This is a genomic window from Vicinamibacteria bacterium, assembly GCA_035570235.1.
GTDB lineage: Bacteria > Acidobacteriota > Vicinamibacteria > Fen-336 > Fen-336 > DATMML01.
On record DATMML010000111.1, the window covers coordinates 23,386 to 42,998 of the forward strand.

A 19,613-nucleotide genomic window follows, 5' to 3' on the forward strand; every position below is an offset into this window, starting at 1 on the left:
GCGCCCAAACTCGGGATCCGCCGGGCCGAGGACACCCATGAGTGCCGAGCTGCTCCGCATCTTCCAGGAGCGGGGAGCCCTCCAAGAGGGTCACTTCCTTCTCTCCTCCGGCCTCCATTCCTCCCGCTACCTGCAGTGCGCGCTCCTCCTCATGGACCCCCGGCTGGCCACGTGGCTCGGCCAGGAGCTCGCGGGCCGCCTGCGGCCACTCCTTGGGGGGGCCTCGCCCGGTGCGGTGGTGGCCCCTGCCCTGGGCGGGATCCTGGTGGCCCACGAGGTGGCGCGCGGGCTCGGCGTGCGCGGCCTCTTCATGGAGCGCGAAGGGGGGCGGATGACTCTGCGGCGCGGCTTCACGCTCGGGGAGGACGAAGCGGTGGTGGTGGTGGAAGACGTGATCACGACCGGCGGCTCCACGCGCGAGGTCATGGATGCGGTCCGCGAGCAGGGGGCGCGGGTAGTGGCGGCGGGAAGCCTGGTCGACCGCAGCGGCGGCGCCGCGGACCTGGGGGTGCCGCGGGCAAGCTTGCTGACCCTGGAGGCGCCGACTTATCCCCCCGAGACCTGTCCGCTCTGCGCCGCGGGAGGAAGACCGGAGAAGCCCGGCTCGCGGCGCTGAAGCCGCGTCCGACCGGTGGCCATGCCCCTCTACCGGATCACCCTCGCCTACGACGGCACCGATTTCGAGGGCTGGCAGCTGCAGGCTCGGGGGGGCACCGTCCGCACCGTGCAGGGGGTCCTCGAGCACGCCCTGGCCCAGTTGGCGGGGGGGGGCCGGGTAGCGGTGGTGGCCGCCGGTCGCACCGACACCGGCGTCCATGCCCTGGGCCAGGTCGCATCCTTCGAGCTTCCCCGCGGGATGGCCTCCCCCGACCTCCTGCGCGCGCTCAACGGTCTCCTCCCCCCCGACGTCCGGGTGCTCGAAGCGGCCCCCGCCCCCGAAGGTTTCCACGCCCGGAGGAGCGCCCGCTCCAAGCAGTATCGCTACGTGCTCGACACCGGCCCCGTGCAGCTCCCCACCCGCCGGCGCTTCGCCGGCCACGTCCCCTTCCACCTCGACCGGGCCCCCGTGGAGGCGGCGGCCGCGCTCTACCTCGGGGAGCGCGACTTCGCCTCCCTCGCCTCCGCCGGGGGATCGGTGCGGACGACCGTCCGCACCGTGACCCGCTCCGAGGCGGGCTGGGAGGAGGGCACCCTCACGTACGTGGTCGAGGCGGACGGCTTTCTGCGCCGCATGGTGCGCGGCCTGGTCGGGGGCCTAGTGGCGGTGGGTCGCGGGGCCGCCTCCGTGGACGACCTGGCGCGGGCTCTCCTCGCTTGCGACCGGCGGGCCTGGCCGGCCCCCGCTCCCGCCTGCGGCCTCACCCTGGTCCGGGTGGAATATCCGGAGCCCGGGGGCGGGGTGCTAAGATAGGGGCCCCAACGGGTCTACAGCCAAATGTCCCTGGTGGATCTCCTGGACGTGGTTCCTTCTGGCTCCGAGGAGCGGGCGCTCCTCCGGTCAATCGACTTCGCCCGCCTGCCCCGGCATGTGGCCATCATCATGGATGGCAATGGCCGCTGGGCGAAGCTCCGTCGGAAACGACGAGTGGAGGGGCACCGGGCGGGAATCGCCTCCGTGCGGGACGTGGTCGAGACCTCGGCCCGCCTCGGACTCCAGGTCCTCACCCTCTACGCGTTCTCGGTGGAGAACTGGAAGCGTCCCAAGACCGAGGTCTCCACCCTCATGGGGCTCCTCAAGCGCTACCTGAGGATGGAGCTGAACACCCTGCTGCGGAACAACATTCGTTTTCAAGTCATCGGGCGAATGGAGGACCTCCCTACGGACGTGCAGGAGGAGTTGAAACGGGGGATTGAGGAGACGCGGGAGCGGACCGGTCTCCTCTTCAACATCGCGCTCAACTACGGGGGCCGGGCCGAGATCACGGACGCGGTGCAGCGGCTGCTGGTGGACGTCCTCGCCAACGGGCGCGACCCCCGGCGCATCGACGAAGCCATGCTTTCTTCCTACCTTTACACCGCCGGCCAACCCGACCCCGACCTCCTGATTCGCACGAGCGGGGAGATGCGCATCTCGAATTTTCTCCTTTGGCAGATCGCCTACGCAGAGATATGGGTCACGGACGTGCTCTGGCCCGACTTCCGGCGGCGGCACCTCCTCCAAGCCGTCGCCGACTACCAGAAGCGCGAACGGCGGTACGGCGGGATCGTCCCCGCTTGATCCCCGCGCCCGGGGCCGCTGTGGCATGACGGTTTTCGCCGCGAACCTGGTCCGGCGCATCGGGACCGCCCTGCTTGTCCTGCCCCTCCTCTTGGCCGCCTTCCTCCTGGGGCCGCCCCTGCTGGGCGTTTCCATCGTGGCCGCGGCCGTGCTCTTGGGCGCCCTCGAGTTCTTCCGGTTCCTGGAGGGGCGCGGCCTCCCCCCCCTGCGCGGGCCCGGACTGCTCTTGACTGCGGTCTTGTTCCTAGAGGTGGCTCGGCCCGGCGGGGTGGGGGCTCCGCTCTGGCCCCTGGCCGCCCTGCTCCTGCTCGCCTTTGCCCTCCTCCCCGGCCGGGATCTCGCACAGACCGTCCCCGCCGCGGGGGGCACCCTCCTGGGGGCGGTCTATCTGGGCGGGCTTGGCGGCACGATCGCGGCCCTACGGGTCCTGGAGCCTTTGGGGGAGGGGGCCTGGCGGATCGTATTGCTGCTGGTCGTCATCATGGCCTCGGACACCCTGGCCTTCTTCGGGGGGCACGCCATGGGCCGGCACCGGCTGGCTCCCCTCCTCTCGCCCGCCAAGACCGTGGAGGGGGCGGCGGCGGGCCTCCTCGGCGGCGTCCTGGGGGCGCTCGCGGTGCGGGCGCTCGGCCTGCCCCGACTCCCGATCTTCCACGCGGTGGCCCTGGGCTTGGGGGTGTCGGCGATGGGGGTCCTGGGGGACCTGAACGAGAGCTTGCTGAAGCGGTGGGCGGGGGTGAAGGACTCGGGGACGCTCTTCCCCGGCCACGGGGGCATGCTGGATCGGCTGGACAGCTTGCTCTTCGGGGCGCCGGTCCTATACTATTACTTTCTGTACGTTCGCTGAACGGCCCCTACCTGGGGCCGTTTCCGCTTGAGGGCAACTCTCCCATGAAGGGCCTGAGCATTCTCGGAAGCACGGGGTCGGTGGGCACCAACGTGCTCCGGGTCGTGGATGCCTTTCCCGGCCGCTTCCGGGTGGTGGGCCTGGCCGCGGGGAGCAACGTGGAACGGTTGGCCGAGCAGGTAGCGCGCTACCGGCCGCGGGTCGTCTCCGTGGCCAGTGCCAGCGCGAGTGAGGCCCTGGGGCGGCTGGTGGCCCTGGACGGGACCCGGGTCGGGGTGGGGGAGGGGGGAATGGTCGAGGTGGCCACCCATCCCGAAGCCCAAACCGTGGTCGCGTCGGCGGTAGGCGCGGTGGGACTCCTGCCCACGTACCGCGCGCTGGAAGCGGGCAAGGACGTGGCCCTGGCCAACAAGGAGACCCTGGTGATCGCGGGGGAGCTGATGCTGGCCCTGTCCCGGGCCCGGGGGGGCCGGCTCCTGCCCATCGATAGCGAGCACTGCGCGCTCCACCAATGCCTGGAGGGGCGGCGGCCGGAGGAGGTGCGCCGTCTCATTCTGACCGCTTCCGGGGGCCCCTTCCGCGACCGCCCCCGCGAGACCTTCGACCGCATCACCCCCGCGGAGGCCCTGCAACACCCGACCTGGTCCATGGGCCGAAAGATCACCATCGACTCCGCCACCCTCATGAACAAGGGCCTCGAGGTCATCGAAGCTCACTGGCTCTTCGGGGTGCCGGCGGAGCGGGTGGAGGTTCTCATCCACCCCCAGTCCGTCGTGCACTCCCTGGCCGAGTTCGTGGACGGGACGATCCTGGCCCAGCTGGGTGTCACCGACATGCGGCTCCCCATTCAGTACGCTCTGTCCTACCCCGAGCGGTGGGAGGCGGCCATACCCGGCCTCGATTTCACAAAGGCCCGGCGCCTCGACTTCGACCGGCCCGATTGCGATCGCTTCCCTTGCCTGGGCCTCGCCTACAAGGCGCTGGCCGCGGGCGGCTCCGCTTGTGCGGTCCTGAACGCCGCTAACGAAGTGGCGGTGGCGGCCTTTCTCGACGGGCGGATCCCTTTCACCTCCATCCCCGACTCCATCCAGGAGGTTCTGGAAGCCCACCCCCCGGAGCCCGTGAACGACCTTTCCGACGTTCTGGAGGCGGACGCCTGGGCCCGGGATCGAGCGCGCGAGGCCCTGAGCCGGCGCGACGCCGCCCGGGTAATTTCCTAGTCCTCGAGCCCACGCCATGGAAATCCTCAACACCACCCTCGCCTTCGTGCTCGTGCTCGGCATCATCATCTTCGTGCACGAGTTCGGCCACCTCATCACGGCCAAGGCCTTCGGCATGCGGGTCTTCATCTTCTCCTTCGGCTTCGGTCGCCGCCTCCTTGGCTTCAAGTGGGGCGACACCGACTGCCGCCTCTCGCTCGTCCCCCTCGGGGGCTACGTGAAGCTCGAGGGCGAGCCCGAAGACCACCTCAGCGAGGACACTCGGGCGCTCGGCGATGGCCGCGACTTCACGAGTCGGCCCCGTTGGCAGCGCTTCCTCGTCTACTTGGCCGGGCCCACCATGAACGCGGTCCTGACCGTGGGCGTGCTCAGCACTTTCTACATGATCGGGTTCGCGGTGGAGGCCAGCCGCTTCGACCGCCCGATCCTGGGGGCGGTGGAGGCGGGTTCGCCGGCGGCCGCGGCCGGGCTCTTGCCCGGCGACGAGATCCTGGCCATCGACGGTCAACCCCAGGCCACCTGGGAGGAGGCCCAGTATCACATCCTGCTCCGCCCCGAGCGCGCGCTCGTGTTGCGGGTACGGCGGGGCTCCGAGGAGCGCGAGGTGACGGTGCGCTCGACCACGGAGGCGGAGACGAAGGTGGGCAGCATCGGGGCCCATCCCCTCGTACGCATCGGGCAGGTGCTCAAGGGCCAGCCCGCGGAGGGGGCGGGCCTCCGACCGGAGGACGCCATCCTGAAGATCGGAGACAAGCCCATCCGGTCGTTCTCCGAGATCCCGCCCCTGGTGGGCGCCTCCCCGGGCAAGCCCCTAGCCATCGAAATCTGGCGCGAGGGCCAGATCCTGCAGTTCACCATCACGCCCCGGGACGAGGGATCGGGCCCCCGCATCGGCATCGGCCCCAAGACCGTGGTCCGTAAGTTCGGCCCCCTGTCCGCGGTTCGGGAGGCGGTGCGGTGGAGCTGGGAAATGACCCGGCAGACGTTCGACGTCATGGGTCGGCTGGTGACCGCCCAGATCTCGCCCAAGACCATGATGGGTCCGCTGGGGATCGCCAAGGCTTCGGGCGATGCGGCGAGGGGAGGGCCGGGGTCCCTGCTCTTTCTGGTGGCGGTGATCAGCCTTCAGGTCGGAATTCTCAACCTGTTCCCGCTTGCCCCTCTGGACGGCGGCCATTTGGCCATTCTCGCCTCCGAGGGACTCCTGCGGCGGGACTTCAGCGTCACCGTGAAGACCTGGATCATGAACGCGGGCGCGCTCGTGATCTTCTTGCTCATCGGCCTCGTGCTCTACTCGGACCTCAGCAAGACGGCCCTGCTCGGGAGGTTCCTGCCCTAGACGGCGGGCAGCCGTGAGCAGCGCTCACGGCTCCGCCCCTCCCCGCACGCCGCCGCCGCTTCCTGGCCTCCGGCTACTTGCTGCCCCAGACCGGCCTGAAACCGGGCTCGATGGAGAAGGCTTTCGAGAACAGCTCCAGCGCCTTTTGTTTTTCGGGGGCGTTGCGACGGTGCTCGTGGCGCTTGTAAATCGCATAGCCCAGGTAGAAGGCGGCGGCCGCGCTCTGAGGGTCGGACTCCTCGGCTTTGCTGAACTCGGTCTCCGCCTGCGCGAAGTGTTGCTTCCGGAAGGCGGCGAGGCCAGCGTCGATGAAGCCCTGGGTGGGTCCGCTCGCGGGCGCGGGAAGGTCGGCGCTCTTGACCGCAGGCTTGGGTGCGGGCGGGGGTGCTTGCGCGGCGGGAGAGAGCACGGCGGCGAGAACGATCGCGGAAAGTGTCATGGCAGCGCTCCTAATGAGTTCACTCCGTGAGACCGAAACAGCCCCTGCCGTCTGCCCGACGGCCGGCCGCGGGAGCGATTCCGTTCGGGCGACCAACTACCAGTCAAGTACAGCCCGCGCCCCCCGGCGGTGATCCCGCTCACCCCGTGGCATCAGCGCGAGCCGGCCGCGTTTGCCGCCTCCAGGGCGCGCCACTCGTGCAGCCCCCCGCTGCGGGCGGCGGCCAGGAGGCGGTCCGGCGCGGCGGGGTCCACGGCCAAGGCCCACACGCGATCGGAGAGCAGCCCCTCCGTGCTGAAGGCCTGCCAGGTCTCGCCCCCGTCCTCGCTCCGATAGATCCCGCCCCGCGTGAAGTCGCTGGCGTAGGCAGTCCGGCCGTCCGGGTGGAGGGCGAGGCCGGTAATGTCCAGGAGAGGCAGCCCCCCGCCGCGCCGGAGCCAGGTTTGGCCCTGGTCCGGGGAGCGGAGCAGGCCGCGGGGGGTGGTGGCGAAGACCACGTGATCGTTGCCGGGCAGGAAGGCGAGGCCGTGGACATTGGCCTCGCCCACGCTCGCAGAGATCTGGGTCCACGAGGCTCCCCCATCCAGGCTCCGGAAGAACCCCAGAGGGGTGGCGGCCAGGACCACGGTCGGTCGGGGGACGGATGCGGCCACGGCCAGAACCGCCAGGCCCAGGCCGAGACGGTGGCGCTCCCAGTGCTCGCCTTCATCCGTGCTGCGCAGGAGGCCCTGCGACGAGGCGGCCAAAAACGTGCGGTCGGAGAGGGCAACCACCTCGGTCACCCGCGGATGCAGGTCGATCCCGTCCACCGCCACTCTGAGCGGGCGCCAGAGCCCGCAGTGAGACATGGAGAAGTAGAGGCCGTCGTCGGTTCCCGCCAGGACCTCGGTCCCGGCTAGGGCCAGGGCGAGGATCTGGCGTCCTTCCAGCCCACCCCCCAGCTTCGACCACGGTCCGGACGGTCTCGCGGCGGAAAGGACCCCCCCGGCCTGGCGGTCGTCCAAGACCCCGGCCAGGATGCGGCCCTGAGCGGGGTCGAAGATGACCCGCGACACGAACCGGGCGAAGAACCCCTCGTTGGAAGAGGCCCAGGTCGCTCCCCCATCCGGGCTGCGGAGTACGCCCGCTCCGTCCGCGCCCACCAGCAACCCGCCCCCCGGGAGCACCAGTACCGCGTTCACCACCAGCTCTCTTGGGGTCAGCAGACGCCAGGTGGCCATGCCGTCCTCGCTCGCCCACAGCCCTTCCGTGGTGCCCGCGTAGACCACGTCGGGGCGAGCGGGATCCTGGGCGAAGCTGCGCGTCCGCCGCGCGCTGGCCGGGATCCCAGGGACCTTTGCCCAGTGGCCCCCAGCGTCAGGGGAGCGGTAAATCCCGGTGCAAGCCGTGGCATAGACCGTGCTCGGCGAGCGATGGTCGAAGGTCAAGGTCATCACGTCGGAGTCGTTGATCATCCCCAGGTGGATCGGCCTCCAGACCTGGCCCCCGTCCCTGGTCTTCCAGGCCAAGTGCCAGGTCCCGGCATAGATCACCTGGGGGTCGGCCGGGTCCACGGCCAGGGAATTGATGTTCTTGATCTCGGGATCTCCGGCTGCGCTGATGCGTTGCCAGGACGAGCCGCCGTCGCCGGAGCGAAAGACGCCGGTGAGCGTTCCCGCGACCAGCACGCGGGGGTCGGAGGCGGCGACCGCTAAGGCTCGCACCGATTGCCCGCCGATCTCAGGGAGGATCGTGAACGTGCGACCGTCGTCACTGCTGCGGGCTATACCCCCCCCGGGGCCCGTCACCTCCCAGTATCCGACGAGGATGGTGCCAGCGGCGTCCACCACGATCTGGTCGAGGCTCATCCCGCGCAGGGGGAAGCCCGGCTGCGCGCGCCGCCAGCTCGCCCCCCCGTCGCCGGAGCGGTACAGGATCCCGTCCGCGGTGCCCAGGTAGACGACCCGGGGGTCACGCGGATCCACGGCCAGGGCCCGGACGTCTCCCCCGGGGAGCCCCACCGCCATCCAGCTCTGGGCGCGGGCGAAAGGAGGGGCGGCCAGGAGCGCGACGAGGAGGATGGCCAGCCGCGGCGCTTCTGGAGCGGACATGTCGCTCCGAGTTTAATCGAAAAGCCGCAGTACGGGGGCGTCGCCGCCGCGGGAAAACAAAAGGGGTGCGGCCCTAAGGCCGCACCCCGGTCGAGGCGGACGGTGGCTCCTCTAGTCGTCATCCTCCGGAGGAGTCGCCCCCTCGGGCACGAAGATCACGTCCACGCGCCGGTTCTTGGCCCGGGCGGCGGCGGAGGTTCCGGTGTCGAGGGGCTTGCTGGCCCCTGCGCTCTTGGCCGTGATGCGGGCCTCCTCGATGCCGCGCTCCTTGACGAGGTAACTCTTCACCGCCTCGGCACGCTTGCGGCCGATCACCTCCGGGTAACGCTCGTTGCTGTCCGCGTGGCCAACGATGATTACTCGGCTGCGCGGATCCTGCTTGAGCTTGGAGGCCACATCGTCCAGGCAGGCCTTGTCCACGTTGTTCAAACGGGCCAGGTTGCGGGGGAAGCCCCCGGACGTGCAGGTGACGGGCTCCGGCCGGGGCTTCTCGGGGGCCTGGACGCGGACGCTGCAGACCGACTGCGCGGTACCACCCCGGCCGTCGGAGACGCTGACCGTGACCGAGACCGTTGTGCCCGGGGGCACGCCGGCGCTGTCGAAGACCGCCTCCGTGCCCGTGCCCGTGACTCTTCCCGAACTGGCCGTCCAGGAGTAGGTGAGGGGGTCGCCGTCGGGATCCGAGGCCACGGCCCGGCAGCGCACCGTCTCTCCGGGCAGAATCTGCGATTTCTCGATCTCGCAGTTGACGGTGGGGTTTCGGTTGGTGGGCGGCGGCGGGGGCGGCGGCGGCACGTAAACCTGGCAGCAGCGGGTGCCAGGGTGGTAGCCGATCGACACCTCGTAGTCCGAGTAGCTCTTGAAGCCCTGGTTCGAGCCGCGGTCGTTGAAGTTGGCGTTCCAGGAGAGAGCGGGGCGGATGAAGAAGCCGGGCTTGATGAAGAACACGGGTCCGATCACGACGTCGACGGGGTTCGTTTGGGCGGAGTCGGCGCTGCTGTAGGACCTCCCCGTGACCTCGGCCTGGAGCTGGATCTTGGAGCAGGAGGGGAAGTTCAGGCCCACCCCCCACTTGAACGCGTTGCCGATCTTGACCGCGTCGGGGCTGCTGTTAAATTCGTACCCCAGCGAGCCGTGCAGGTCAGCGTGGTGGTCGAGGCTCTTGGAGAGGATCAGGTCGGCAGCGAACGAGGTCTTGCCTGTGCCCAACCCCAGGGTTTCGTCAGCGGTTCCGAATTTAACCGCCGCCTTCAGGGCGAGGCCCACGCCTTCCCCGCGGTAGTCGTCCAGGAACTTGAACTTCCCTCCGAGCTTCACGTCTCCGAAGCCGCTCTGCCAGGGAGTGGTGACCCCTGGGAGGTCGTTGTAGAACCCGGGCTGGAAGAGGGCGTCGGCGTCGACCCGGTTCTGAATGCCTACGTCCCCGAAGAGCTCCAGCCGATCGGTCGCTCCGTAGGCGAGGGAGAGCCCGAAGATCGCAAAGTTGATGTCCTTGGGGTCCCGATTCAGGACCTGACGGAACACGCTGACGGAGGCCTTTCCCTTGGGGAGGGTATAGGCCGAGGACAGATGGAAGAGCCCGGTGTCACCCTCGTAGCTGGGAGTGGCCGGACGCACCTCCCACTCCTGCCCGTCCACCGTCATTGTCCAGGTCTTGACCTCCTCCTTTTTGACCGTGCAGGCGGCCCCGTCCTTCTTATCGGCTGCGTCACCGGAAGTTCCATCAGCCCAAGAGGTTCCCGTCAGGACCAAAAAGCCACCCAGTGCCAAGGCCGTCCAGCGTCCGCTCATGAAGACCCTCCTTAGCGATGCCTGGCGAAAGCAGAAGGTAAGTCTAAACCTATCTCAACATGATCTGCAAAGCGTTTTCAACTGGACCACCTGCCCCTTGGCGGGCCAGAAGGCCCGCCAGGTCCTTCTCCGCCCCCGTTCGGACCTGGCCCCGGAGAACGAGCTTGCCCTTCTCTTCCGCCACCTTCAGACCATAGGGGGCCAGGTTGGGGTTGGCCCGGATCGCGCTCTCGGCACCCGCCCGGCCCCTCGGCGTGGCCTCCCCGCGGACCCTGATGTTGTCCGTCACCCCGGCCACGCCCGGCACGGCCCGGGCGGCCTCCAGGGCGACGTCGCGTTGGGCCAATCCGGCCACCTCCCCGCTGAGGGTGACCTGGCGCCGGAAGACGCTCACGTTGATATCGGTTCCCCCCAGCTCCCGCCGGAGGGAGAGCGCGAATCGGACCTCCACCTCGAGTGACCGGTCGTCCAGGCTCTCGCCGATGGTGCGCGCCTCGGGACCGGAGGCGGCGGCGGGTCCCGCGGCCACCTGGAGGTGGTTTACAACCTGAACCACATCCGGAACCGCTCCCACGACCCGGGCCGCCAGCTCGCCCAGGTCCTGAGCCGGAACCTGCCCCCGAAGCGTGACCACCCCGCTCTCCGTGGCGACGTCGATGGAGTAGGGCTTGAGGTTGCGGTTTAGGGCCAGGGCGGCCCGGACCGAAGCAGTGACCTTGGCGTCTTGGAGCCGATGGCCCAGCACGCCCAGGCGGCCCTTGTCACCGGAGGGCAGACCCCAATAGTAGTGAAGGGCGGCCCCCACGAGGGCCAAGAGCACGATCAGTGCGAAAAGGCGCTTGAGCAAAGCCCCCTCCGGGGTAGATTCTAGCGCCATGTCTCCAGACACATTCGACCTCGTCGTGCTCGGCTCGGGCCCAGCCGGGGAAAAGGGCGCCGCCCAAGCCGCCTATTTCGGCAAGAGAGTCGCCCTCGTGGAGAAGGATCCTCACCTGGGCGGAGCGGGAGTGAACACCGGAACCGTTCCCAGCAAGACCCTGCGCGAAACCGCCCTCTACTTCTCCGGGCTCAGCCAGCGGGGTCTCTATGGCGTCGATTACTCGATAAAAGAGGACATCGGAGTCCGTGATTTCATGCACCGGGAGGAGGAGGTGGTTCGGACCCTGCGCGCCTTGATCGGGGCCAACATCGAGCGACACCGCATCGAGGTCGTGCGCGGGGCCGCATCCTTCGACGATCCCCACACGGTGAGGGCGCGGGTCCAAGGCCAGCCGGACCGCCTGCTGAGCGCTCCCGTCATCCTGATCGCGACCGGCTCCACGCCCAACTGGCCGGACGGGATCCCCCGGGACCCCCTCCGCCTCTACGACAGCGACTCCATCCTGCACATGGACCGGATCCCGACCTCGCTGGCCGTCATCGGCGCGGGCGTGATCGGGTGCGAATACGCCACGATGTTCCGGGCCATGGGCATTTCGGTCACCCTCGTAGGGGGGACGGAGCGTCTGCTGCCGTTCCTGGACGCCGAGATCGGGGACCGGCTACGCCTGCAGATGGAGTTGCTGGGCCTCCGCGTGGTCCTGGGCCAGAGCCTGGAGGAGGTCCGGCTCGATCGGCCCCAGGTTCTTCTCCGCCTGAAGAACGGCGAGGAGCTGGAGGTGGAGCGGGTGCTGTTCGCGACCGGGCGCATGGGGGCGACCACCGAGCTCGGTCTGGAACGGGTGGGCCTGACCGCCGGACCCCGGGGGCACCTGAAGGTCAACGAGCATTACCAGACCAGCGTCCCCCATGTCTACGCCGCGGGGGATGTGATCGGGTTTCCTGCCCTGGCCTCTACCTCCATGGAGCAGGCCCGGGTGGCCATGTGTCATGCCTTCGATTTGAAGTACAAGTCGCGGGTCTCCAGCCTCTTGCCCATGGCCGTCTACACCATCCCCGAGATAGCTGCCGTCGGGGAGACCGAGGAGTCGTGCCGGGAAAAAGGGATCGCCTACGGCGTGGGCCGGGCCCACTATCCGAACAACAGCCGGGGGCAGATCATCGGCGACATGTCGGGCCTGGTGAAGCTGATCTTTTCCCCCGTCGACCTCAAGCTCCTCGGGGTCCACATTCTGGGGGAGATGGCCTCGGAGCTCGTCCACGTCGGCCAGAGCTGCCTCTACTTCCACGGGACCCTGGACGACTTCATCCAGATCGTCTACAACTATCCGACTTTGGGCGAGGCCTTCAAGTATGCGGCTTACGACGGGCTGGGAAACCTGGCGCGACAGCGGGAAGGGGGAGAGACGGTGGGAGGCTAAGCTGTCCCACCGCCGGCCGCCGAGAAATGGCGACCGGACGCCGTTTTTCGGACGGCCGGCACTCAGCCTCCGGGCACCCCCAGCTCGAGCCTTGGGGGACAACACTTTACGGGTGATCCCTCCGGCGCTGCTCCGGCACGGGTCTTGCGACTCTCGGGGGCAGGGCGGCGACCACGGTGGTCGTCTCGACACGGAGGAAGTTCACATGGCACGCAAGCGAGTCTACCTTTCGATCGGCCAAGGAGCTGCCGTGGCTTGCCGGCCCGAGGGAACCCAAGAGGCGTGGGAAGCACTGCCCGGTCGGTCGGACCGCTCGGCGTCGAGTCCGCTCTCCTTGCTCCCCCGCTTCCGGATCGACGACGTGATTGCCGACCTCGGAGGCGGCCGCTACTGGCTGTTGCCCCGTGAGGCATCCAAGCCCCGGCCTTAAGCTCAGACCCCCTGGCATGAGGCCCGCCGGTCTCATAATCCTGCTCCTTCTGGGCCTCGCGTCGTCGGCGGCGGGCCAGGGTCTCGTCATCGATCACGACGGACTCGGCTGCGTGGTGGCCGGGAAGTACCCGAAGCTTTCCGCCTGCATCGCACCGCGCTCGCGCGTGGCGCGAGCCCGTGTCTACTTCCGCGGCGAGGGCACCCCGAACTGGTACTACGTCACCCTCACCTCGGACATGCCCTGTTATCGCGGCCTCCTTCCCAAGCCCAAGCGCGATCTCCGGCGATTCAGCTACTACATCGCGGCCGTGGACATGGCCTTTGCGGAAACGCAAACGGGCGAATACGTGGCGGAGGTGGTGCCGGACGAGGCCAGCTGCCGCAAAGGCCCGCTCGCCCCCTTTTTGCAAGATGCGTCGGTGGTGGCAACTCCAGCCGCGGGCGGGGCCGCGATCCCGCCCGGCTTCTCGGCGGTCGGTGCCGTGGGCGGCCTCCCAACCGGGGTCCTACTCGGGGTCGTGGGCGGGGGGGCGGCGGTCGTGGGGGGCATCTCGGCGATCGGGGGCGGGAGCGGGGGAGGGGGGGCGCCGACCTCTCAACCCCCGCCGACCACGTCCACGGCCGGGTCGCCGCCGAGCAGCCTGGCCGGGCCCTCGACCACGACTCCGGGAACCTCGACGTCCACCATCCCCGGCGCACCCACGACCACGGTGCCCGGGACTCCCACCACGACCCTGCCGGGTCCCACCACCACGACCCTGCCGGGCCCGACCACCACGACCCTGCCGGGCCCGACCACCACGACGTTGCCCGGTACGACGACCACGACGGTGCCGGGCACCACCACCACCACACTGCCCAGCACGACCACCACCACCCTCAACCCCTGTGCGGGCGACACGACGCCGCCTCAGGTCACGATCACGTCCCCCACGGGCGGCCTCTTTCTGCCCCTCCCCGTCACTGTGAGCGCCAGCGCCTCCGACGCGTTCGGCATCGCCAAGGTCGACTTCTACTACCAGGAGTCGGGCCACTCCGCCGTCTTCTTCGGGAGGAGCACCTCCGCGCCGTACCGCGCCACCCTGTTCTCCCTCTGCCAGGCGGCCCTCTTGGACTCCTTCTCCCTCACCGCCGTGGCGACCGACAACTGCGGCCTCGTGGCCACTTCCTCCCCGGTGACCATAACCCTCCTCGGCCTCCCCCTGTGCTTCTCCTCGACCCCGCCGCCCCCAGGGGCGGGCTGGATCAGCGACCTGGCCGTCCCGGGCGGACACGGTCAGGTGGTACTGAACGGGACGGACGCCTTCTTCCCCAGCGCGGGCCCTTCGAGGATCACGGCCCCCGGGCGCCCGGGTTCCAACCGCGTGGAGGCGGTGCTCGTGAACGCCCCCGGGCGGGGGGGGACGTGGCGCTTCGACTTGAGCGGCCTGGGGCTCAAGGCGGGCAGCCTGCGGGTAGTGGCGGGCGAGGTGGTGCTCGCGACCCCGGACACGGTGGTGTTCCGCCTGAGTGGCCGCCCCGGAGAGCGAGTCGTCTTCTCCTTCCGGACGGAAGACGACCGCTAGAGCCTCCCCGGTTCCGCTTCGGGTATACTCGGCAGCTGAAGCTCGGAATCGATGCTGAGGAGTCAGGAGCGGTGAGTCTCCCCCGGTTTTTCGTCCACCCCTTCCGGCGCCCGCGGGGTCTTTCCCCCCTCGGCCATCTCGAGGGGCGCGTCATGGACGAGCTGTGGCGACGGCCGGAGGGGGCCTGCGTGCGCGACGTGCAGGCCGCCTTCTCGGGCACCCTGGCTTACACCACGCTCATGACCACTTTGGACCGGCTCCACCGCAAGGGCGTCCTCGATCGCCGCAAGGCGGGCCGCGCCTATGTCTACACCCCCCGCTGGAGCCGGGAGGAGCTGGAGCGCGGCCTGGCGAGCGACCTGATCGGGAGTCTTCTGGACGGGGACGCTGAGGCCGCCCAGCCCGTGCTCTCTTGCATCGTCGACGCTGTGGGTGAGCGGGACCGCCTCTTGCTCGACGAGCTGGACCGCCTGGTGAAGGAAAAACGGCGGCGGCTGGGGCAGAAGAGGGGGCTGTGATGTACGGCTTGGTTGGCCTCAGCCTCGGGTTCGCCGCCTTCCTGGTCATAGGGGGCCTAGGCTCCCTAGCCGTGGCCGCCGCCCGGCCGCGCCGGGGCTACTCCCTGTCCCCGGCGGAGGCGGGGGGGCAGGCCCGTTCGCTCTTTGCCCTGCGTCTTCTCCCCGCCGCGGCCGGGCTCGTCTTCGCCGCCGGCTTTTACGCCCCCGCCTACCTCCTTCTCGAGCCGCGCGACACCGGGGAGACGGTGAGCCCGGGTCTGGCCCTGCTCGTGGTGGCCGCGGCCGCCCTCGTCTTCACCGGTCTCCGGCGGGGCCTCAAAACGTGGGTGGCCGGGCGGCGGCTCGTCGCCGGCTGGATGCGGGGCGCACGTCCCCTCCACCTTCCCGGGCTCGCCCTCCCCGCCTACGGGATCTCCCACCCCTTCCCGGTGGTGGCGGTGGTGGGTATGTGGCGGCCCCGCCTGTTCGTGGCGGAGAGGGTCCTGGCCGGGCTCACGGGCGAGGAGTTGGCGGCCGTTCTCGCCCACGAGGAGGGCCACCTCGTGGCCCGCGACAATCTCCGGGGATTGCTCCTCCGCTGCTGCCCCGACCCGCTGGCGCTGCTACCCATAGGCGACCGTCTCTTCCGGGCGTGGACGGAGGCGGCGGAGGCGGCCGCCGATGAGCACTCGGCGCGGGCCGGCTCGCCGCGGGCGCTGGCCCTGGCGGGGGCGCTGGTCAAGGTCGCGCGCATGGCTCCCGTCGGCCAACGGGCGTCGCTTCCCGCGAGTGCTTTCCACGACGGGGCGGCCATCGTCCGGCGGGTCAAGCGGCTCCTGGATCGAACCGAAAGCAAAGAGGCTGCCACGTCGCTCCTCCGCACGCCCCGCGCCCTGGGCACGTGGGCCTTCCTCTCCGTCCTCGCCCTCTTCGGCACGAGCCCGCTGGTCCTTCGGGCCGTGCACGCGCTGACGGAGGCCGCTCTCCGCCTTCTTCGCTGAGCGCCCCGGCTCGCCACCCGTCCCGGGCGGGGAGCGGCCTCGACGACGCTAGAATGCGGACGTGGGACGGGTCCCGGCGATGAGATCCCTCGGCCTCCCGGGCTCGCTCGGCGCTCTCGCTCTCGCCGCCGCCTCGTTCTCCGCTCCCCGCGTCTCTCCCTCGGCCTCCCGGCCCCTGGCCGAGGCCGGGTATGCCCGGGACACTCTCTACTCCGTCGAGGATGGAGCGCTCGACGCCCTCCAGGACCAGTTCCGCCCCACCCTCGAGGCCAACCGCAAGGAACTCTTGGGTCAGACGGGCCAGGTGAAGGGTTTCGGGGCGGGCACCATCTACCCGCAGATCTGGCTTCGGGACAGCGCGACCCTCATTCCGGCCACTCGCTACTACTATCGCCTGGAGTACCTCACGAGCTGGATCGAGGAGCATCTCTCCCACCAGAGAACGAACGGCGAGCTCTATGACTGGATCGCGGCCGGCGACCCCGCGCCGTTTCTGGCCAACGCGCCCCGGGCCGGGCGGGTCTATCGCGCGGGGAGCATCCAGCTCTCCGCGGACAAGAACACCACCGCCGCCGACCAGGAGGCGAGCGCGGTGCTTGCGGCGGCCCAGGTTTTCGCCCTCACCGGGGACCGCTCCTGGCTCTCCAAGAAGATCGTGGGCCGGGCCCTGGTCGATCGGCTGGACGCCGCTCTGGAGTACGTGCTCACCCAACGCTTCAGCTCCACCTACGGCCTCGTCACCAGCGCCTTTACCGCCGACTGGGGGGATGTGAGCCCGATCTACCCCGACCAGCGCGTCATCTACCTGGACGAGCGGACCCCGGTCGTGGTCGGTCTCTACACGAATGCCCTCTTTGCGCGGGCGGCGGAGGAGCTGGGCGCGATGCTGGGCCGCCTAGGCGACGCCACGCGGGGGGGCCATTGGTCGGGGCAGGCCTCGCGGATCCGGACCAACATCCGACGCTTCTTGTGGGCTGAGACCGCCGGCTTCTACCGCATGCATCGGCTCTTGCCCGGGCCCGGGAAGGAAGTGACCTACGACGACGCCGACACCTTCGCGCTGGGGGGCAACGCGCTGGCCGCCCTCTACGGCCCCGCCGATCCGCCCCAGGCGGAGCGCATCTTCGCCGCGGCGGAGGATCGGCGTCGTCGCTTCGGCGTGTCCACGGTAGCGGGCGTGCTCCTGCCTCCCTACCCGCGCGGGTTCTTCAAGCACCCCATCCAGAGCGATGAGTTTACGTACCAGAACGGCGGCCAGTGGGACTGGTGGGCGGGCCGGTTCCTGCTCGCGGGCTTCGTCCGGGGGAACGCGGGCCCGGCCTCGCGCCAGCTCCGCGAGATCGCAGGCCGAGTGCAGGAAGCGGGCGGGCTCTACGAGTGGTACACCCGGGAGGGGAAGGGCCGGGGGAGCGCCCGCTACGCGGGGAGCGCGGGGGCGCTCGCGGGGGCGGTCTTTGCAGGGCTCTTTGGCCTTGACTCGAGGGCGGAGGGGCTCGCGATCACGGTGCGTCTGGGGGCGGAGCCGGGGGCGGTTCGTGCTTACGAGCCGGCCCTCGATCGCTACGTCGTGTACCGATACTCTCTCGACGACCGGAAGCGGGTGGCCCGCCTGCGCTACGAGAGCAACGCCCCCGGCCTCGGCCGGCTCGCCCTCCTCCTGCCGCTGGGAGCGGTGGCCGAACAGGTGCTCCTCGATGGGCGAGCCGTCCCCTTCACGGGGGAGGCGGTGGGGAGGGACCGTTACGCCGTCCTCCGCACGGACTGGCGGCGCCACCAACTCGAGCTGAGACTGCGCTGACGTGGCGGGGGCCAGGGGTTGGGCGGCGTTAGCGGCGGTCCTCGCCGGCCCCGTCCCCCCGGCTCCGCTTCCCTTTGGCCCCGGCGAGGACGTCTCCTTCCGGATCACGTACGCCCACCTCCTGGCCGGGCGGGCCACTCTCAGGGTGGAGCCGGGCCCGGAGGCGGGACGAGGGATGCTGCGGTTCGTGGCGGAGGCGAAGAGCGAGGGCTTTTTCTCCTGGCTCTTGGGGTTTCGGGTCGACGACCGGACGGTGGCGACCTGGGACCCTGCCGCCGGCTGCTCGCTCGGGATCGAGAAGCATCTGCGGGAAGGCCGCGCGGTTCGCGATCAGGTTGTTGTTTTTGGGCCGGGGTCGGACACGGCGGTGGTGACGGATCCCAAGATCAAGGAGACCCGCTTCGATGTTGGTCCCTGCGTTCTCGACGTGCTCTCCGCCTTCTTCGTGGCCCGGGCCCGCGGGTTGCCGGAGGGGGAGGGCCTGACCCTGCCCCTGTTCGACAACGGCCGGCGCTATGTGCTGAGCGTGCGCTTACGGGGGCGAGAGCGGCTCGACCTGCCCCCCCCGCTGGGAAAAGCCGTTCCCACCATGATCGTGGAGCCGCTCCTCCTGGAGGGAACGGGCCTCTTCGTTAAGGCGGGGCGCCTCATGATCTGGCTGACCGACGACGCCCGCCGCATCCCCGTCCGGCTCCGCTCCAAAGTGGCGATCGGGTCCGTGTCCGCCGACTTGGAAAGCTACCACGCACCCGCGGATGGCCGCCCGTAACCCATCCGCGCCCTACAGCATCACCTTGCGGTGGCGGGCCACTTCCTCCTCGTAGTACTTCCGGTAGAGGACCTCCCACTCGTCGGACCCCTCTACGATCGGGCGCTTCTGGCTCTCGATCTTGCGGCGCACGAGGGCATCGATGGCCTCGTCCGCCTTCATCTCGTCGGAGATCAGCTTCACCATCTCCTGGCGGATCTCCTGGGGGTCGGCGAAGTACTCCACCTCTTCGTCCGCGTCGAGCTGGCTAAGGATGAGGTGGGACAGGCGGAGGATCTTCTCCCGGGAGAGCTTCATCGTTCCCCCCCTCCGCTCACAGAATAATCCCCTTCTCCCGCGCCATCTTCTTCTTGAGCATCTTGAACATCTCCGTGTAGGTGACGTTCGAGCGCTCCATCTCCGAGGCGTGCTGGATCAGCACCTCCCGCACCTCTTCGTTCAAGCGGTCCTCGATCTGCAGCTCCTCGGTGATCACCCGGGCAATGCCGTCCACGATGCGGGGCTCGGAGTCGATCTGCAGCTTGCCTTCTCCCACGAGCGTCTTCACGATCTTTCGGGAGACGTATTGAATCTCTTCCGCGGTGAGGCGCATGGCTCCGGGAGTATAGCATCCGGGGGCCGTGGTATCCTCGGGCGCCCATGTCCTTCGACCTCGTTCGCCATCCCCTGGTGGAGGATTGCTTGGCCCGGCTGCGGGATAGGGCCACACCACCGGACGAGTTTCGACGGCTCGCCCGGCGGGTGAGCTTGGTCCTCACCATCGAGGCCACCCGCGACCTCGCCCTGAAGGAGGGCATGGTAGAGACGCCCCTGGAGACCGCACCCGCGCGCCGGCTGGCCCCGCGCGTGGTGGCGGTGCCCGTGCTGCGGGCGGGCCTGGGGATGATGGACGCTTTCCTGGAGCTCGTGCCCCAGGCGGAGGTTGGCTATTTCGGCCTGGAGCGCAACGAGGAGACGGCGGTAGCCCGCCGCTACTACGAGAAGGTTCCCAAGAACCTGGGGGACGCCCTCGTCTTTCTGCTCGACCCCATGCTGGCCACGGGGGGATCGGCGGCGATGGCGGTGGACGGTCTGCGGGGGCTGGGCGCGAAGGAGGTCCGCCTGCTCTGCATCGTGGCCGCTCCCGAGGGCGTGGCCCACTTGGCCGCCGTCGCGCCCGCGGCGAGGATCTACTGTGCGGCGCTCGACCGTACCCTCAACGACCGCAAATACATCCTTCCTGGACTGGGGGACTTCGGGGACCGCCTCTTCCGGACCTGAGCCCGTCCCCGGGGCCTTGCTGGGCGCGCGACCGACGGCTCGGAACG

20 protein-coding genes are annotated in these 19,613 nt (G+C 69.7%); 14 read left to right on the forward strand and 6 right to left on the reverse strand.

From position 1 onward, the window contains the following. Positions 1-37 precede the first annotated feature (37 nt). The 6 genes from pyrE to rseP are packed head-to-tail and all read left to right on the forward strand — an operon-like array spanning position 38 to position 5,624. The gene (gene pyrE, locus VN461_20580) at positions 38-616 is read left to right on the forward strand and encodes an orotate phosphoribosyltransferase (GenBank protein ID HXB57172.1); all 579 of its coding nucleotides are present in this window, start codon (positions 38-40) and stop codon (positions 614-616) included. Positions 617-637: 21 nt separating this feature from the next. Then, entirely contained in the window at positions 638-1,411 is a 774-nt protein-coding gene (gene truA, locus VN461_20585; GenBank protein ID HXB57173.1) for a tRNA pseudouridine(38-40) synthase TruA, read from the forward strand. A gap of 24 nt (positions 1,412-1,435) precedes the next feature. After that, positions 1,436-2,218 (forward strand): isoprenyl transferase, encoded by a 783-nt coding sequence (locus VN461_20590; GenBank protein HXB57174.1) that lies wholly within the window; start codon positions 1,436-1,438, stop codon positions 2,216-2,218. Between the two features lie 25 nt (positions 2,219-2,243). Beyond that, positions 2,244-3,065, forward strand: a complete 822-nt coding sequence (locus VN461_20595) for a phosphatidate cytidylyltransferase (protein ID HXB57175.1) — start codon at positions 2,244-2,246, stop codon at positions 3,063-3,065. 44 nt (positions 3,066-3,109) lie between these two features. Continuing rightward, entirely contained in the window at positions 3,110-4,285 is a 1,176-nt protein-coding gene (locus VN461_20600) for a 1-deoxy-D-xylulose-5-phosphate reductoisomerase (protein ID HXB57176.1), read from the forward strand. Positions 4,286-4,301: 16 nt separating this feature from the next. Further along, positions 4,302-5,624 carry an RIP metalloprotease RseP gene (gene rseP / locus VN461_20605; GenBank protein HXB57177.1) on the forward strand — a complete coding sequence of 441 codons (1,323 nt, stop codon included), beginning with the start codon at positions 4,302-4,304 and terminating at the stop codon, positions 5,622-5,624. Between the two features lie 73 nt (positions 5,625-5,697). Here the strand turns inward: rseP and VN461_20610 are convergent, their stop codons facing one another. From VN461_20610 to VN461_20625, 4 genes are all read right to left on the reverse strand, one after another. Next, a complete protein-coding gene (locus VN461_20610) occupies positions 5,698-6,063 on the reverse strand; it encodes a hypothetical protein (GenBank protein HXB57178.1) in 366 nt (121 codons plus the stop codon). A 152-nt stretch (positions 6,064-6,215) separates the two neighbouring features. Then, positions 6,216-8,153, reverse strand: coding sequence for a hypothetical protein (locus VN461_20615; protein HXB57179.1), 1,938 nt, complete (start codon positions 8,151-8,153; stop codon positions 6,216-6,218). Between the two features lie 111 nt (positions 8,154-8,264). After that, positions 8,265-9,944, reverse strand: a complete 1,680-nt coding sequence (locus tag VN461_20620) for an OmpA family protein (protein ID HXB57180.1) — start codon at positions 9,942-9,944, stop codon at positions 8,265-8,267. A gap of 49 nt (positions 9,945-9,993) precedes the next feature. Then, complete coding sequence (locus VN461_20625; protein HXB57181.1) at positions 9,994-10,821, reverse strand: BON domain-containing protein; 828 nt, start codon at positions 10,819-10,821, stop codon at positions 9,994-9,996. Between VN461_20625 and sthA the strand changes: the two genes are divergently transcribed. The 7 genes from sthA to VN461_20660 all read left to right on the forward strand — a co-directional run bounded on the left by sthA (position 10,820) and on the right by VN461_20660 (position 18,306). Further along, complete coding sequence (sthA, locus tag VN461_20630) at positions 10,820-12,244, forward strand: Si-specific NAD(P)(+) transhydrogenase (protein ID HXB57182.1); 1,425 nt, start codon at positions 10,820-10,822, stop codon at positions 12,242-12,244. The two genes, VN461_20625 and sthA, sit on opposite strands and share 2 nt — an antisense overlap. 205 nt (positions 12,245-12,449) lie before the next feature. Further along, positions 12,450-12,674, forward strand: a complete 225-nt coding sequence (locus tag VN461_20635; protein HXB57183.1) for a hypothetical protein — start codon at positions 12,450-12,452, stop codon at positions 12,672-12,674. A 16-nt stretch (positions 12,675-12,690) separates the two neighbouring features. Beyond that, on the forward strand, positions 12,691-14,241 hold the full coding sequence (locus VN461_20640) for an Ig-like domain-containing protein (protein HXB57184.1): 1,551 nt from the start codon (positions 12,691-12,693) through the stop codon (positions 14,239-14,241). A 71-nt stretch (positions 14,242-14,312) separates the two neighbouring features. Further along, a complete protein-coding gene (locus VN461_20645; protein HXB57185.1) occupies positions 14,313-14,759 on the forward strand; it encodes a BlaI/MecI/CopY family transcriptional regulator in 447 nt (148 codons plus the stop codon). After that, positions 14,759-15,739, forward strand: a complete 981-nt coding sequence (locus tag VN461_20650; protein HXB57186.1) for a M48 family metalloprotease — start codon at positions 14,759-14,761, stop codon at positions 15,737-15,739. The genes VN461_20645 and VN461_20650 overlap by 1 nt, the downstream gene beginning before the upstream one ends. 79 nt (positions 15,740-15,818) lie before the next feature. After that, positions 15,819-17,537, forward strand: coding sequence for a hypothetical protein (locus VN461_20655; GenBank protein ID HXB57187.1), 1,719 nt, complete (start codon positions 15,819-15,821; stop codon positions 17,535-17,537). Between the two features lies 1 nt (position 17,538). Then, the gene (locus tag VN461_20660; protein ID HXB57188.1) at positions 17,539-18,306 is read left to right on the forward strand and encodes a DUF3108 domain-containing protein; all 768 of its coding nucleotides are present in this window, start codon (positions 17,539-17,541) and stop codon (positions 18,304-18,306) included. Positions 18,307-18,318: 12 nt separating this feature from the next. Here VN461_20660 and VN461_20665 read toward each other — a convergent pair whose 3' ends face one another. Both VN461_20665 and VN461_20670 read right to left on the reverse strand, forming a co-directional pair. Beyond that, positions 18,319-18,603 carry a DUF507 family protein gene (locus VN461_20665; GenBank protein HXB57189.1) on the reverse strand — a complete coding sequence of 95 codons (285 nt, stop codon included), beginning with the start codon at positions 18,601-18,603 and terminating at the stop codon, positions 18,319-18,321. Positions 18,604-18,619: 16 nt separating this feature from the next. Further along, on the reverse strand, positions 18,620-18,898 hold the full coding sequence (locus tag VN461_20670) for a DUF507 family protein (protein ID HXB57190.1): 279 nt from the start codon (positions 18,896-18,898) through the stop codon (positions 18,620-18,622). Between the two features lie 47 nt (positions 18,899-18,945). On the opposite strand from VN461_20670, the gene upp reads away from it, so the two are divergent. Next, a complete protein-coding gene (gene upp / locus VN461_20675; protein ID HXB57191.1) occupies positions 18,946-19,566 on the forward strand; it encodes a uracil phosphoribosyltransferase in 621 nt (206 codons plus the stop codon). Positions 19,567-19,613 lie beyond the last annotated feature (47 nt).